The sequence below is a fragment of the Polynucleobacter sp. GWA2_45_21 genome, from assembly GCF_001830325.1.
In the GTDB taxonomy this organism is placed as follows: domain Bacteria; phylum Pseudomonadota; class Gammaproteobacteria; order Burkholderiales; family Burkholderiaceae; genus Polynucleobacter.
Genome location: NZ_MHZG01000007.1, coordinates 15,283 through 29,053 on the forward strand (window position 1 = coordinate 15,283; position 13,771 = coordinate 29,053).

Genomic DNA, 13,771 nt, shown 5'->3' on the forward strand with positions numbered 1-13,771 from the left:
AGAATTAGGAGAGAGTTATGTTGAATTGGGAAGAAGAAGTTGCTCCTGCGCTAGCAAAAGCAGGATTAGCACCGCAGCCGGTGGTGGCGGAGCAACAACGTCCGCAACCAGACCAAGTTGCAATTGCCGCACCTCAAGATGTTGCACCTGCACCTATGCAAGCCGCTTCATTGACTGGTGGTGCAGCTTTGCGTGTTAATGCCGCCGATAAGCGCGTGATTAATGCCAAGACTGACGTAAATCAGCTTGTTCCATTTAAATATAAGTGGGCCTGGGAGAAATACCTCGCTGGTTGCGCAAACCATTGGATGCCACAAGAGATCAATATGAATCGCGATATCGCGCTTTGGAAGGATCCAAATGGTTTAACTGAAGATGAGCGTCGCATTATTAAGCGCAATCTCGGTTTCTTCACTACGGCGGATTCTTTAGCGGCAAACAACATTGTTTTGGGTACTTATCGCCACATTACCGCTCCAGAATGCCGTCAATATCTATTGCGCCAGGCGTTTGAGGAAGCAATTCATACGCATGCGTACCAATATATTGTGGAATCTTTGGGCTTAGACCAGAGCGAAATCTTCAATGCGTATAACGAAATTGAGTCAATTCGCGCTAAAGATGAGTTCCTGATTCCTTATATCGATGTGTTGACTAACCCCAATTTCAAAACTGGAACATTAGAAACTGACCAAACTTTGCTGCGATCACTCATTGTTTTTGCTTGCGTGATGGAAGGTTTGTTCTTTTATGTTGGTTTTACGCAAATACTTGCAATGGGTCGTCAAAACAAAATGACTGGCGCTGCTGAGCAGTATCAATACATCCTTCGCGATGAGTCTATGCACTGCAATTTTGGTATCGATTTAATTAATCAAATCAAGCTGGAGAACCCGCAGTTATGGACTTCTGCGTTCAAAGATGAGATCAAATCGATCTTTGAAAAAGCAGTGGAATTAGAGTACCGTTATGCAGAAGATACGATGCCTCGCGGGGTGCTCGGATTGAACGCGCCGATGTTCAAAGGTTACCTAAGATACATCTGTAATCGCAGATGTTTGCAAATAGGACTTGACGCGATGTTCCCAAATGAAGAGAATCCATTCCCATGGATGTCAGAAATGATTGATCTGAAAAAAGAGAGAAACTTTTTTGAGACACGCGTTATTGAGTATCAAACTGGCGGTGCGCTAAGTTGGGAATAAGTAGTTAATTAAAAAGCGCATAGCCGGCTAAATAGGAGATTAGACGGTTGGATAGTTTTAAAAGTCAGCAAAACCAGACTCAAGTCCGAAAACCCTTATTAAAGGGTGTCTGGTCTACTCTCTCTATTTTTTCCAGCAAATTGAAGAAGCCGTTGTCCTTTGGGGCCACGGCTTTTTTTCCAGGATTCATTAGCGTGCAGCACTTAGCATCAAGCCGCGCGCCGATGAATGGCTCGCTCGTCGGCTCCAAATGGTTGCAAAACCAGGCGGAAATGAATAGGTCGGGTCTTCTTAATCGGTAGTTTGTACTAATCCTCACGTGAAGGAGCATTACTATGGCAATCGCCAAGAAAAAAGTTGCTGCAAAGAAACCAGCTGCAAAGAAAAAAGTAGCTGCTAAGAAGCCTGCTGCTAAAAAAGTAGCTGCTAAGAAACCAGCTGCAAAGAAAAAAGTAGCTGCTAAGAAGCCTGCTGCTAAAAAAGTAGCTGCTAAGAAGCCTGCTGCTAAAAAAGTAGCTAAGAAGAAGCCAGCTGCTAAAAAAGCTGCTGCTAAGAAGCCTGCTGCTAAAAAAGTAGCTAAGAAGCGTCCTGCTGCTAAAAAAGCTGCTGCTAAGAAGCCTGCTGCTAAAAAAGTAGCTCGTAAAGTAGCAAAAAAAAAGTAAGTAAGCCTGCTGCGAAGAAAGCGGGCAAAGCTGTAAAAAAGCCCGTGGCTAAGAAAGTTGCTGCTTCAACCACGTTGAATCCAGCTGCTGCCTGGCCCTTCCCAACTGGCACACGCCCATAAGCTCTGCTTATAGATGTGTGAAGTTCAAAGGGATCTCTCGCGAGATCCCTTTTTTATTGCTGCTTTATGGAATTAGTAGTTTTAGAGTGCAAATCCAAAGGCAGATTTGAATTGAGCGGCGATTTGATCTTTACTCATTTGGTGATTTTGTGGTCCCTGATGAGTAATTTTGATTGAACCCATCAGACTGGCTAAGCGGCCAGTGGTTTCCCAATCCATGCCATTTTCCAGTCCAAATAGCAATCCGCCTCGGAATGCATCGCCGCAACCTGTTGGGTCGACCACTTTGGCTGCCGGTACAGGCGGGATGGCGATACATTTGCCTTCAAAGTAGATATCTGCACCTTCTGCACCTTTAGTCACAATCAAGGCTTTCACTCTTTCAGCGACTTTTGCCAAACTCAAGCCCGTTCTTTGAGAAAGCATTTCTCCTTCATAGTCATTGACGGCAAGATAGCTGGCAATATCTACGAGTTCTAGAAGTTCTGGGCCATTGAACATCGGCAGGCCTTGGCCTGGATCAAATACAAATGGAATGCCCGCTTCAGCTAGCTGATGACAATGCTCCCACATACCTTGGCGACCATCTGGGGCAACAATCCCGAACTTTGCTACGCCTTTGGCGTTCTTACTACGTTCAGCCACTACTGCGGAAACTTGATTTAGATGAGATTCACCCATAGCGCCAGGGTGAAAAGCAGTAATTTGATTATTAGCTTGATCGGTTGTGATCATCGCTTGAGCAGTAAACGCCTGCTCAATCTGGCGAATATGCGTCGTATCAATTTTGAGTTGCTTAAGACGATCAAAGTAAGGGGCTGCATCACCACCGACTGTTGCCATGATGATGGGGTCACCACCCAGCAGACTGAGGTTATAGGCAATATTGCCTGCACAACCACCAAATTCACGGCGCATTGTAGGAACTAGGAAGGCGACGTTGAGGATATGAATCTGCTCTGGCAGGATTTGATCGGCAAATTTGCCTTCAAAGTTCATGATGGTGTCGTAAGCGATGGAACCGCAGATCAAGCTAGACATAAATGATTACTTTCTAATAAAAAATCAATTGAGATGAGTATGGAATAGTGTTTGCAGCCTATTTTTCAGGATAAAAAATTCTGACACGATAGCCTGCGGCATTTTGTGGAAGAGAAATCAGCAATTCGGAAGAAAAGATTTCGCCGGAAGGAGCGCCTTGATCCAAAAAATCTGGGTGTGACTCTTGCCAAGCATTTGGCAACCACTCTTGTGGAGAAAATTGAATCGTTTTGATCTCCGATTCCTCTGCATCAGTAAGCGCAATTTCTAAATTGGGGAATAAAACAGGTAGTGCAAGACGATTTTGTAATTCAACTTGCAATACAGATTGATTTAAATCGTTTTTAAGGCCCTCTCGTGCGTTTTCAGGCGAAAGAGTGACTGAAGTTATTTTCCAGGCAGCAAAATCGCTTACAGAGCGATTTACGCACCCTAGTGCGCGACATAATTGCTCATCCAATTTCTGTAGAAGAGAAAATGCACTGCTTGCTATCTGAGAAGAGCTGCCATCAACACGCGTTGCTAATGCTGGCAGTAAAGAATTTCTAGAGAGATGCTCACCAAAAATAATGAGCAAGAGGAAAAAAAGACCAAGAAGGATTAATTTAAGACTTTTTTTTTGAGCCGGCACCGAAGTGTCTGTATTTTTGGCAGTCAAACTTGCTTTACCACCTTGCGAAGGTAGCGTGCCATGCAGGCAGACCCAGCCTTCACTTTCTTTCCAGACGGAAAGAGTTAACCACTGGCTATAAGTTGCAATGACTTCCTCTGCTTGACGAGCTAGCACTCCTGACAGCACAATTTTTCCACCCGGGCGCATCTTATTTACTAAGGCTGGCGCTAAAACTTGTAGCGGATTAGCCAAAATATTAGCCATCACGATGTCGTATTTAGTTTCTGCAGCAAGTTCTGGTGCGTTTTCATTCGGCAAAACAAAGCGGATCACCGTATTGTTAATTTCTGCATTGCTGCGCGCTGCAACCATGGCTTGTGGATCAATGTCGGTACCAACAACGGGATTGCAACCCAGTTTTGCGGCAGCGATTGCCAGAATTCCAGATCCGCAACCGTAATCGAGCAAGCTTTGGTTCTGTAATTGCGTGTTTTGTTCAAGCCAAAGCAGGCAAAGGTGTGTGGTTGGGTGGCTGCCCGTGCCAAACGCTAGGCCTGGGTCTACCGCCAAGCAAATTGCGTTGGGGTCAGTAGGCGCCTCATGCCAGGAAGGCACTACCCAAATGCGCTCGCCAATCTGAATCGGAGCAAATTGACTCTGAGTTAAGCGCACCCAGTCCTGCTCCTCAACGATCTTTTGTTGTGGAGCGGGAAGATTAAATCCCGCTTCCTTGAGAGATGCGAGGAGCTCGGGAATGAAATTCACTGCATCTGAGTCATCTAGCTCAGGATTAAAGAGCGCAGTTACTGCAGAGCGGTCCCAAGCTTGAACTTCTGGAGAGAGACCTGGTTCACCATACAGCGGGTTTTCATCGTAGCCACCCGCAGCATCGTCTTCAACAGTGACGGAGAGTGCGCCGACTTCCAGCAAGGCATCACCCAAAGGCTCAGCAATTTCCGCCGGTACCGTGAAAACGAGTTCACGATAGGACATGCTTACTCCAAATCGACATCACTTGACCTAAGACTTCGGGTTGCCGCGACTAGCAGCTTGCTCTTCGAGGCGATGCTCTAGATAGTGAATGCTGGTGCCGCCTTCCATGAAGTTCGGATCGAGCATGAGTTCGCGATGCAGTGGCACATTGGTCGTAATCCCGTCAATCACCATCTCAGAAAGCGCGATTTGCATACGACGAATTGCTTGTTCACGAGTATTGCCGTAAGAAATCAGCTTACCGATCATTGAATCGTAATTGGAGGGCACCACATAACCGCTGTATGCGTGAGAGTCGACACGAATTCCGGGGCCGCCTGGCATATGGAATGAACCAATTTTGCCTGGGCTTGGTGTGAACTTAAATGGATCTTCCGCATTAAGACGACATTCAATGGCATGACCACGGAAAACGATGTCTTTCTGGCGATAGCTGAGTTTTAAGCCAGCAGCGATACGAATTTGTTCTTGAACGATATCAACGCCAGTAATCATTTCAGTGACTGGATGCTCAACTTGAACGCGGGTATTCATCTCAATGAAGAAGAATTCACCATCTTCGTACAAGAATTCGAACGTACCGGCACCGCGGTAACCAATTTTTCTACAGGCTTCAGCACAACGCTCGCCAATTTTGGCAATCAAGCGACGATCAATGCCAGGTGCCGGAGCTTCTTCAATCACTTTTTGGTGGCGACGTTGCATTGAGCAATCACGCTCACCTAACCAAATAGCATTGCCATGGGTATCAGCCAAAATCTGAATCTCTACGTGGCGAGGTTTCTCTAAAAACTTCTCCATATAGACTTCTGGGTTGCCGAAAGCGCGACCAGCCTCTTCTTTAGTCATATTGACGGCGTTCAGAAGGGCGGCTTCCGTATGCACTACACGCATACCGCGACCACCACCACCGCCTGCAGCTTTAATGATGACAGGGTAACCAACACGTTTGGCGGTAGTAATAATTTCTTTTGGGTTGTCTGGCAATGCACCTTCAGATCCAGGAACGCAAGGTACACCTGCTTTAATCATGGCGCGTTTTGCTGAAACTTTATCGCCCATCAGGCGAATGGAAGCGGCAGTTGGGCCAATGAATGCAAAACCGGATTTCTCAACGCGTTCAGCAAAGTCGGCATTCTCAGAGAGGAAACCATAGCCTGGGTGAATTGCCTCAGCATCGGTTACTTCCGCTGCTGAAATAATGGCAGGCATATTGAGGTAGCTCAATGGCGATGGGGCAGGTCCAATGCAGACGGCTTCGTCTGCAAGCTTCACGTATTTAGCTTCTTTGTCTGCGGTCGAGTAGACCACTACAGTTTTAATTCCCAACTCGCGACATGCGCGTTGGATACGGAGAGCAATTTCTCCGCGATTGGCAATCAGAATCTTATCGAACATGTCGGCTCTGAGTTAAGTAACGGTGGATTGGAATAGATCTAGGAGAGATCTATTAAGCGATGATGAATAGCGGCTGATCAAACTCAACACCTTGGCCGTTTTCACACAGAATTTGCTTGATAACACCGGCTTGCTCGGATTCGATCTCGTTGAGGAGCTTCATCGCTTCAATAATGCACAGTGTTTGACCCACTTTAACCGTATCGCCGACTTTGACAAAGTCTGGAGACTCAGGATTTGGGGCGCGATAGAAAGTTCCCACCATTGGTGAGCGTGCTACAAAACCAGTTTCAGCAGGCGCTTCTTCGGCAGTAGGTGCAGCAGCTGCTGGTGCTGCAGCAGGAGCAGCTTGCATTGCCTGAACTGGTGCTGGATTAGCGTAAACCACTTGACCGGCAGGGGCTGGAGATCCGGCATTCACAATGCGAACACGATCTTCACCTTCATTTACTTCTAATTCAGAAATGCCTGATTCAGAAACGAGGTCGATTAGGGTTTTTAGTTTTCTCAGGTCCATGGAAAGGCTTCCTCTCTTGAAATTCTTAATTAATCTTTATTTTGTAAACGTGCGATTGCTGCTTGTAAGGCCAACTCATATCCAATCGCCCCTAGTCCGCAAATCACGCCAGTGGCGATATCGGATAGGTAGGAGTGTTTGCGGAATTCTTCACGCTGATGAATGTTGGATAGATGAACTTCTGTAAATGGGATAGCAACACCAGCTAGCGCATCACGCAGCGCAACGCTGGTGTGGGTAAAAGCACCTGGATTGATGATGATGAAATCAATCCCCTCTTGTTTGGCTTTTTGAACTCGGTCAATCAGCTCGCCTTCATGATTGCTCTGGAAGGTGGACAGGTCGACGGAGTTAGCTTTGGCGATTTTGCCAAGCTTGGTATGTATATCTTCTAAGGTAGTTTTGCCGTAAACCTCTGGCTCACGGGTGCCCAATAAATTGAGATTAGGACCTTGAATAACGAGAATTGAAGTATTTTTCGACATAAATCGATATATTTAGAGGCAGTTAGGTTTAATTACGTTAATAAAGCATTTCTCTAAAACTGCTTACTTCATGAAGAATTCGCCTCATCAAGCACGGGGAAAGTATACCCCTAGAACCAGAGAGCAGGTCCAAAAAATGATCTAAAAACTAGCTATTTTTTATGATTTTAAGAGCAGATATTGCAAAATTCGGGTAAAAAATACCCGACTCATGCCTAAATTGCAGTCAATAAATGTATTTAAAATATCTTATAAAGCTGATTTAATTGCTTTTCTGAGCTCTTCTTCGCTTATCTTCCCTAATTTGCTGCTAGTAGACTTGCCTTGAGCATTAATGATGATGGTGTATGGAAGGGCGCCTTGGCTATTTCCCATTTGCTTAGATAGATTGCTGCCTTCTAGTCCGCCAATCACAATGGGGTAGGAAACTGGGGTCATTTCTAGGAATTGACGAATATTAGAGGGTGAATCGATGCCAATGCCGACAAATAAGACATTTTGATCCTTGAACTCTCCTTGTAATGCATCCAAAGCAGGCATTTCTTCAACGCAAGGAGGGCACCAGGAGGCCCAAAAGTTCACAACTAGGACCTTTCCTTGCCATTGCGCTGTATCGACTGTTTTGCCATCAGGCGTTTGCCATGGGTTGGCAAAAAAGGCTTTGATAGAAGGATCGCTTGCTAAGCTGGTTTTGTAAATCCATTGCGAAGTCAATACTCCTGCAAGCAGGGCTACGAGACTAATTCCGGCGATGCTAATCCATTGTCTGCGGTTCATTGCTGCTCCTTAGCTAAAATTCCCCAATGCATATTCATATCTTGGGCATTTGCGGTACTTTCATGGGCGGCATTGCCGCAATCGCTCGGCAGGCCGGACATCGCGTTACTGGCTGTGATGCCAATGTGTATCCACCAATGAGCACGCAACTTGAGGCGCAGGGTATTGAGCTCATTGAGGGATTTTCGCCCGATCAATTATTACAGTTTGAGACGATGCCAGATTTATTTGTGATCGGCAACGTCGTTTCACGTGGCAATCCGCTGATGGAGGCCATTCTCAACCAAGGGCTTCCTTACACATCTGGACCCCAATGGCTAGGTGAGCAAGTATTGTTTGATAGGCATGTATTGGCTGTTGCCGGTACGCACGGTAAAACAACGACCTCTGCCATGTTGGCTTGGATTTTGGAATTTAATGACTACAAGCCAGGTTATTTAATTGGTGGAGTGCCATTGAATTTCACGGTATCGGCCCGTCTAGGCGAAAGCAAATACTTTGTGATCGAAGCAGATGAATACGACACTGCTTTTTTTGATAAACGCAGTAAGTTTGTTCACTATCGTCCTCGCACCGCTTTATTAAATAATCTGGAGTTTGATCACGCCGATATCTTTGCTGATCTGGCTGCAATCGAGACGCAGTTTCATCATTTAGTCCGCACGGTGCCGGGTAACGGTCTCGTTGTGGTGAATGGTGAAGAGCCTGCTCTAGAGAGGGTTATTGCAAGAGGTGCTTGGGCGCCTGTTGAAAAGTTTGGCCAAGATAAAAATAATGCCTGGTCATTAATTTCGCAAGCGGCAGATGGCTTCATTGTTCTGCAGGATGGTAAAGAGGTTGCAACGGTGACCTGGGCCCCAGACTCTGGTGTCATGGGTCGACATAATCAACTCAATGCATTGGCAGCGATTGCTTCTGCAAACCATATTGGCATTTCTCCAGCTGATGCGGCACGTGCTCTTGCTGAGTTTAAGAATGTGAAACGTCGCTTAGAAACGATTGGCGTAGCAAATGAGGTGACGGTCTACGATGATTTTGCGCATCACCCAACTGCAATTATTACTACAGTAGATGGCTTGCGTCGTCGGGTAGGGCAGTCTCGAATTTTGGCAGTATTAGAGCCGCGTTCTAATACGATGAAACTCGGCGTCATGAAAGCGCAACTACCCAATAGTCTCGAGGCGGCCGATAAGGTGTTTGCTTATGGCGCCAGCACTGGTAAAGATTCTTTGGGTTGGGATTTAAACGAAGTTTTAGCTCCATTAAATGCCAAAGAAAATGATCGTGCCTTGGCCTTTGATGATTTAAGCGCTTTGGTGGATGCAGTGGCAAAAGAAGCAAAGCCTGGCGATCACATTTTGGTGATGAGTAATGGCGGTTTTGGTGGCGTGCATCAAAAAATATTGACCGCAATACAAGAGAAAGCAAAGTAATGAGTATGAGACTAAAAGATAAAGTAGCCATCATTACTGGGGCCGCAAAAGGGATTGGCTTTGCAACGGCACAGCGTTTTGCACAAGAGGGTGCAAAAGTCATGATTACGGATGTGAACCCTGATGCAGTGAAGGCTGCAGTTGATCTCATTCCAGGATCTGAAGCCTATGTCATGAACGTGACTGATCGCGCAAGCGTTGAAGCCGCTGTTGATCAAATCATGCAGCGTCACGGACGAATTGATATCTTGATTAATAATGCTGGCATCACCCAAGATGCACGCTTGGTCAAAATGACTGAAGCACAATTTGATGCGGTGATTGATGTCAATTTGAAGGGTGTGTTCAATTGCACGCAATTAGTAGTTCCACACATGTTGGAGGCGGGCAAAGGTGCCGTCGTTAATGCTTCCAGTGTTGTCGGCATCTATGGAAATTTTGGCCAGACAAATTATTCCGCCACGAAATTTGGTGTCATTGGTTTTACTAAAACTTGGGCTCGTGAACTGGGTGCAAAAGGTATTCGGGTAAATGCAGTATGCCCAGGATTTATTGCTACTGAGATGGTCAAAGCCATGCCAGAAAACATTCTGAAGGATATTGAAAGGCGCAGCTGGCTTGGTCGCTTAGGCACTCCTGAAGAAATGGCGAATGTGTATTTATTCTTGGCGAGCGATGAAGCCAGTTATGTCAATGGCGTAGCACTTGAGGCCAGCGGCGGGATTTCTCTCTAGGCATGCATCTTTTATATGAAGAGGGTGGTGACATCAAGGTCGCCACAGTCCAGTCTGCCTCGGGCGCTGGAGATGCTGAATCTTGGCAGGCGACGAGCCTGTCCGGGAAAAAGATCAAACTAAAGGCCAAAGAAGTTTGGCTACGTTTTGAAAAGCCAGAGCCACAAGCTTTAATGGATGAGGCAAATACTTTATCTCAAGAGATTGATTTGCAGTTCTTATGGGACTGCGCCCCCGATGAAGAGTTTGGTTTGGTAGATGTTGCCCAAGAATACTTTGGTGCTCAAGCAAGTATTCCGCAACAAACTGCATTAGCAATTGCCTTACAAGGCGCACCGGTTTTTTTCCGCCGCAAAGGTCGCGGACGTTTTCAGCGAGCGCCGCTAGAGCAATTGCAGGCTGGTTTGGCTGCGCTCGAGCGTAAGCAAAAAGAATTAGAGCAGCAGGCTGCTTGGCAAAAGGAGCTGGTGGCTGGCGTGTTTCCAGAGACGCTCAAGTCTCAAGCAAATCAACTATTGTTTTCTCCGGATAAAAATACCTCAGCTTACAAAGCATTAATTGCTGCATGCACTGAGTCAGGAGAATCTCCTGCCCAATTGATGATCCGCTGCGGTGCGATTGATTCACCTTTGCAATATCACCAAGGCATGTTCTTAAAGGCGCATTTCCCGCAGGGTGCAGCACATGACCAAAGTTTGGCGGTTGATCAAGCTGCATTAGATGCGGCAATTTCAGAATTACCTTTAGCTGAAGTGACTGCCTTCTCGATTGATGACTCAGGTACTACTGAAATTGATGACGCTTTATCGGTGACTGCGCTTGAGGGTGGCGGGCATCGTGTTGGTATTCATATTGCAGCACCTGGTTTGGTGATTGCTAAGGATGATCCTTTAGATAAGGTCGCACGCACGCGTATGTCTACGGTGTATTTTCCTGGCGACAAGATCACGATGTTGCCAGATACGGTGATTGCCCAGTTCTCATTAGATGAGGGTGCTGCTCGCCCAGCTTTATCGATTTATGTGGATATTGATGCGGCTGGAGTCTTGGATAAAGAGACTCTGCAGTTACGTGCTGAGATGGTTCCGATGGGAGCAAATTTGCGCTTAGAGAATCTGGAGCATCTAGTAACGGAAGAAAGCCTAGTTGATGAATCAGCTGACTATGCTTATCGTCAAGAGCTCAGCGTGTTGTGGGCCGCAGCAAAGTTATTGCATGCAGGGCGCCAAGAGCAGCGCGTAGCCAATGGATTGCGTGCTGAGCAATTAGGAGTTTTGGATCCTAACGCTTTTGCGAGAGACTTTCATTTTCAAATCAAGGAAGTGGATAGTGCGCAGCGAGTCGAGATTACCCCCCGTCAGCGCGGCTCCATCCTGGACACCATCGTTGCTGAGTGGATGATTTATTGCAATAGTGCTTCAGGACGTTTGTTGGCAGATCATGGGATACCTGGTTTGTTCCGAACTCAAAAGGGTTGGGGTCCTTTACGTACTCGCATGCAGACAACCCCTGGCCCTCATGAAGGATTGGGTTTGGAGTATTACGCTTGGTGCACATCACCATTGCGCCGCTATTCAGATTTAGTCAATCAGTGGCAGTTAATTGCTATTGCCAAGCATGGCATCACAGCCAAGATGGTGGCACCATTTCCGCCGCGAGATGCTGCCCTAATGGGTATTGCTGCCGACTTTGAAGCTTGCTATTCAGCCTACGGTGAATACCAGGACCGTCTTGAGAAATATTGGTGCTTGCGTTGGGTTGCTCAGGACGAAGTTCCGAGGCAAGTCTTTGTGAGACATCTCAAAGAAGGTATGTCGCGCGTTGAGCCTGTTCCATTGCATTTGCCGGTTCCAGAGTTGGCCACACATCCTCGTATGACTCGGGCTGAAGTGAGTATTGCTGACGTAGATCTTCTGCAGCTTACTGCGGGAGTTCGCGTGCTGCATATTGAAACACCAGAAGTACCTGAGAGTGATGCAAGTCCCGCCTAAATTTGCTCAGTTAGTAGAGCGCTTAGATGGCAGTTGGCGCCGTTACCCATTTGGCTATGCGTTGGGTCTCTCGATTCTGGCTCACCTCATTTTCTTGTCTTTTCGCTGGGGTATTGGTGAAATAGAAAATCGTCGTTTAAATACGCCTCTGAGCGTTGTTTTGGTAAATGCCAGTAATCAGGTGGCGCCCAAGCAGGCCAATAAGTTGGCTCAGGCAGATTTGCATGGAGGTGGTAACACCCCCAATCAAGATGCCAGCGCATTACACCGAGCAAGACTTGGTGCGGATGCTCGCCTTGAAGTTTTGGAGAAACAACAAAAACAAATGCTGGCTAAGCTCGAAGCAGATCAAGCCCTATCAGGCGGTCGTAAAAGTGGCGATGAAAAAAAAGCAGCATCCCAACTGAACTCTTTAGAGGCTGAGCTGGCCAAGCGTTTGCAGGTCAATGGGCGCGAACCTCGCCGTAAGGTCTTGACTGGTGCAAGTACTAAGGCGGTTGTCTTTGCACAGTATTACGATGCCATGCGTCAAAAGATTGAGGCCTATGGAAGTACATTTTTCCCACGAGCTAATGGTCGACCTTTATATGGCAGTTTGGTGATTGTGGTGAGTGTCGATGCCCAAGGGCGGATTGCTAACAATGCCCAAGGTAAAGATGGCTTGAGCATTGGGCGCAGCTCTGGTAACCCTGAGTTAGATCGCCAGGCCTTAGCAATCGTTCGTGCTTCTGCCCCCTTTGGAGTTTTCCCTGCAGAAATGCGCAATCAAATTGATATCTTGGACTGGGTTTCTACTTTTGATTTCACGAGAGATGGATCTGATCGCTTAGATCTGCGCCCTTAATTAAGTAGGCATTAGTCAATTTCGCTTATCCTGTAGTCACTATGAGTCAAGCCACTTCCGCTGAATTGCATACCGATCCAACCCAATTTCCTGGTCTGGATGTCTATGCGGTTGCTGGCAACCCGATCTCGCACAGTAAATCTCCTGCTATTCATAAACGATTTGCTGAACAGTCAAATCAAAAAATGCACTATGGTCGTTTGCAGCCTGCGCTTGATCAATTCAAAACTGCTGCGCAAGCCTTCTTTGCTGCTGGTGGTAAGGGCATGAATGTCACTGTTCCATTTAAGTTGGATGCACAAGCACTTGCAGATGTATTAACACCGCGTGCACAGCTTGCTGGTGCTGTAAATACTTTATGTATTCAAGATGGAAAAATCTTTGGTGACAATACCGATGGTGCTGGTTTAGTCAGAGACCTATTGGCACAGGGTATCCAGATTAAGGGCTCCCGAATTCTGTTGTTGGGCGCAGGTGGCGCCTCGCGCGGAGTGCTTGGCCCGTTGCTAGAGCACTCGCCGAAAGAATTAATGATTGCCAATCGATCTAATGTCAAGGCTGATGAATTGATTCACTTGTTTGGTAGCTTGGCTAGCTCAGTGGGTGTTGCACTACAAGCAGTTTCTTTAAGTGATCTTGAAGATGCTGTTAAGACTACATCTCCTTTTGATCTCATCATTAATGCCACTGCTGCCGGCCTATCCGATGCATCGCCGATTAGTGATGCGGCAGCAAGCAATATTTTTACCCCACGATCATTTGCTTATGACATGGTCTATGGTAAAGCCACTGCTTTCATGCAACAGGCATTACATCGTGGCGCGCGAGTCAGTGATGGCTTAGGTATGTTGGTAGAGCAGGCCGCTGACGCTTTCTTAATTTGGCGAGGTCCCGAGCTTGCTGATGCGATTGATCCTCGTGCTGTATTGGCAGAACTCCGTACTTCCTAGTTTCTA

12 protein-coding genes and 2 pseudogenes are annotated in these 13,771 nt (G+C 46.7%); 7 read left to right on the forward strand and 7 right to left on the reverse strand.

The features are described from left to right. Positions 1 to 17: 17 nt before the first annotated feature. A complete protein-coding gene (locus tag A2X74_RS06545; RefSeq protein WP_293626307.1) occupies positions 18 to 1,205 on the forward strand; it encodes a ribonucleotide-diphosphate reductase subunit beta in 1,188 nt (395 codons plus the stop codon). A 335-nt stretch (positions 1,206 to 1,540) separates the two neighbouring features. After that, positions 1,541 to 1,989 (forward strand): annotated as a pseudogene (locus A2X74_RS06550) (histone H1-like DNA-binding protein). An 81-nt stretch (positions 1,990 to 2,070) separates the two neighbouring features. On the opposite strand, the gene A2X74_RS06555 reads toward A2X74_RS06550, so the two are convergent. The 7 genes and pseudogenes from A2X74_RS06555 to A2X74_RS06585 form a co-directional block, all read right to left on the reverse strand. After that, positions 2,071 to 3,030 (reverse strand): carbohydrate kinase family protein, encoded by a 960-nt coding sequence (locus tag A2X74_RS06555; RefSeq protein WP_293626309.1) that lies wholly within the window; start codon positions 3,028 to 3,030, stop codon positions 2,071 to 2,073. Between the two features lie 58 nt (positions 3,031 to 3,088). Further along, complete coding sequence (locus A2X74_RS06560; RefSeq protein ID WP_293626517.1) at positions 3,089 to 3,661, reverse strand: DUF3426 domain-containing protein; 573 nt, start codon at positions 3,659 to 3,661, stop codon at positions 3,089 to 3,091. Between the two features lie 54 nt (positions 3,662 to 3,715). Then, positions 3,716 to 4,636, reverse strand: a pseudogene (gene prmA, locus A2X74_RS06565) (50S ribosomal protein L11 methyltransferase); the annotation flags it as partial. Between the two features lie 27 nt (positions 4,637 to 4,663). Next, positions 4,664 to 6,034: an acetyl-CoA carboxylase biotin carboxylase subunit gene (gene accC / locus A2X74_RS06570; RefSeq protein ID WP_215334274.1), complete on the reverse strand. Its 1,371-nt coding sequence runs from the start codon at positions 6,032 to 6,034 to the stop codon at positions 4,664 to 4,666. Between the two features lie 52 nt (positions 6,035 to 6,086). Continuing rightward, positions 6,087 to 6,551 (reverse strand): acetyl-CoA carboxylase biotin carboxyl carrier protein, encoded by a 465-nt coding sequence (gene accB / locus A2X74_RS06575; protein ID WP_293626314.1) that lies wholly within the window; start codon positions 6,549 to 6,551, stop codon positions 6,087 to 6,089. Between the two features lie 29 nt (positions 6,552 to 6,580). After that, positions 6,581 to 7,036: a type II 3-dehydroquinate dehydratase gene (aroQ, locus tag A2X74_RS06580; protein ID WP_293626316.1), complete on the reverse strand. Its 456-nt coding sequence runs from the start codon at positions 7,034 to 7,036 to the stop codon at positions 6,581 to 6,583. 249 nt (positions 7,037 to 7,285) lie between these two features. Further along, a complete protein-coding gene (locus A2X74_RS06585) occupies positions 7,286 to 7,813 on the reverse strand; it encodes a TlpA disulfide reductase family protein (RefSeq protein WP_293626319.1) in 528 nt (175 codons plus the stop codon). A gap of 26 nt (positions 7,814 to 7,839) precedes the next feature. On the opposite strand from A2X74_RS06585, the gene mpl reads away from it, so the two are divergent. From mpl to aroE, 5 genes are read left to right on the forward strand one after another with little or no spacing between them, the layout of a single operon-like run. Further along, on the forward strand, positions 7,840 to 9,246 hold the full coding sequence (gene mpl, locus A2X74_RS06590) for a UDP-N-acetylmuramate:L-alanyl-gamma-D-glutamyl-meso-diaminopimelate ligase (RefSeq protein WP_293626321.1): 1,407 nt from the start codon (positions 7,840 to 7,842) through the stop codon (positions 9,244 to 9,246). A gap of 5 nt (positions 9,247 to 9,251) precedes the next feature. After that, complete coding sequence (gene fabG / locus A2X74_RS06595; RefSeq protein WP_293626519.1) at positions 9,252 to 9,980, forward strand: 3-oxoacyl-ACP reductase FabG; 729 nt, start codon at positions 9,252 to 9,254, stop codon at positions 9,978 to 9,980. Between the two features lie 2 nt (positions 9,981 to 9,982). Next, a complete protein-coding gene (locus tag A2X74_RS06600; RefSeq protein ID WP_293626323.1) occupies positions 9,983 to 11,971 on the forward strand; it encodes an RNB domain-containing ribonuclease in 1,989 nt (662 codons plus the stop codon). Continuing rightward, positions 11,955 to 12,815 (forward strand): TonB family protein, encoded by an 861-nt coding sequence (locus A2X74_RS06605; protein WP_293626325.1) that lies wholly within the window; start codon positions 11,955 to 11,957, stop codon positions 12,813 to 12,815. The genes A2X74_RS06600 and A2X74_RS06605 overlap by 17 nt, the downstream gene beginning before the upstream one ends. Positions 12,816 to 12,856: 41 nt before the next feature. After that, positions 12,857 to 13,765, forward strand: coding sequence for a shikimate dehydrogenase (aroE, locus tag A2X74_RS06610; protein WP_293626328.1), 909 nt, complete (start codon positions 12,857 to 12,859; stop codon positions 13,763 to 13,765). Positions 13,766 to 13,771 lie beyond the last annotated feature (6 nt).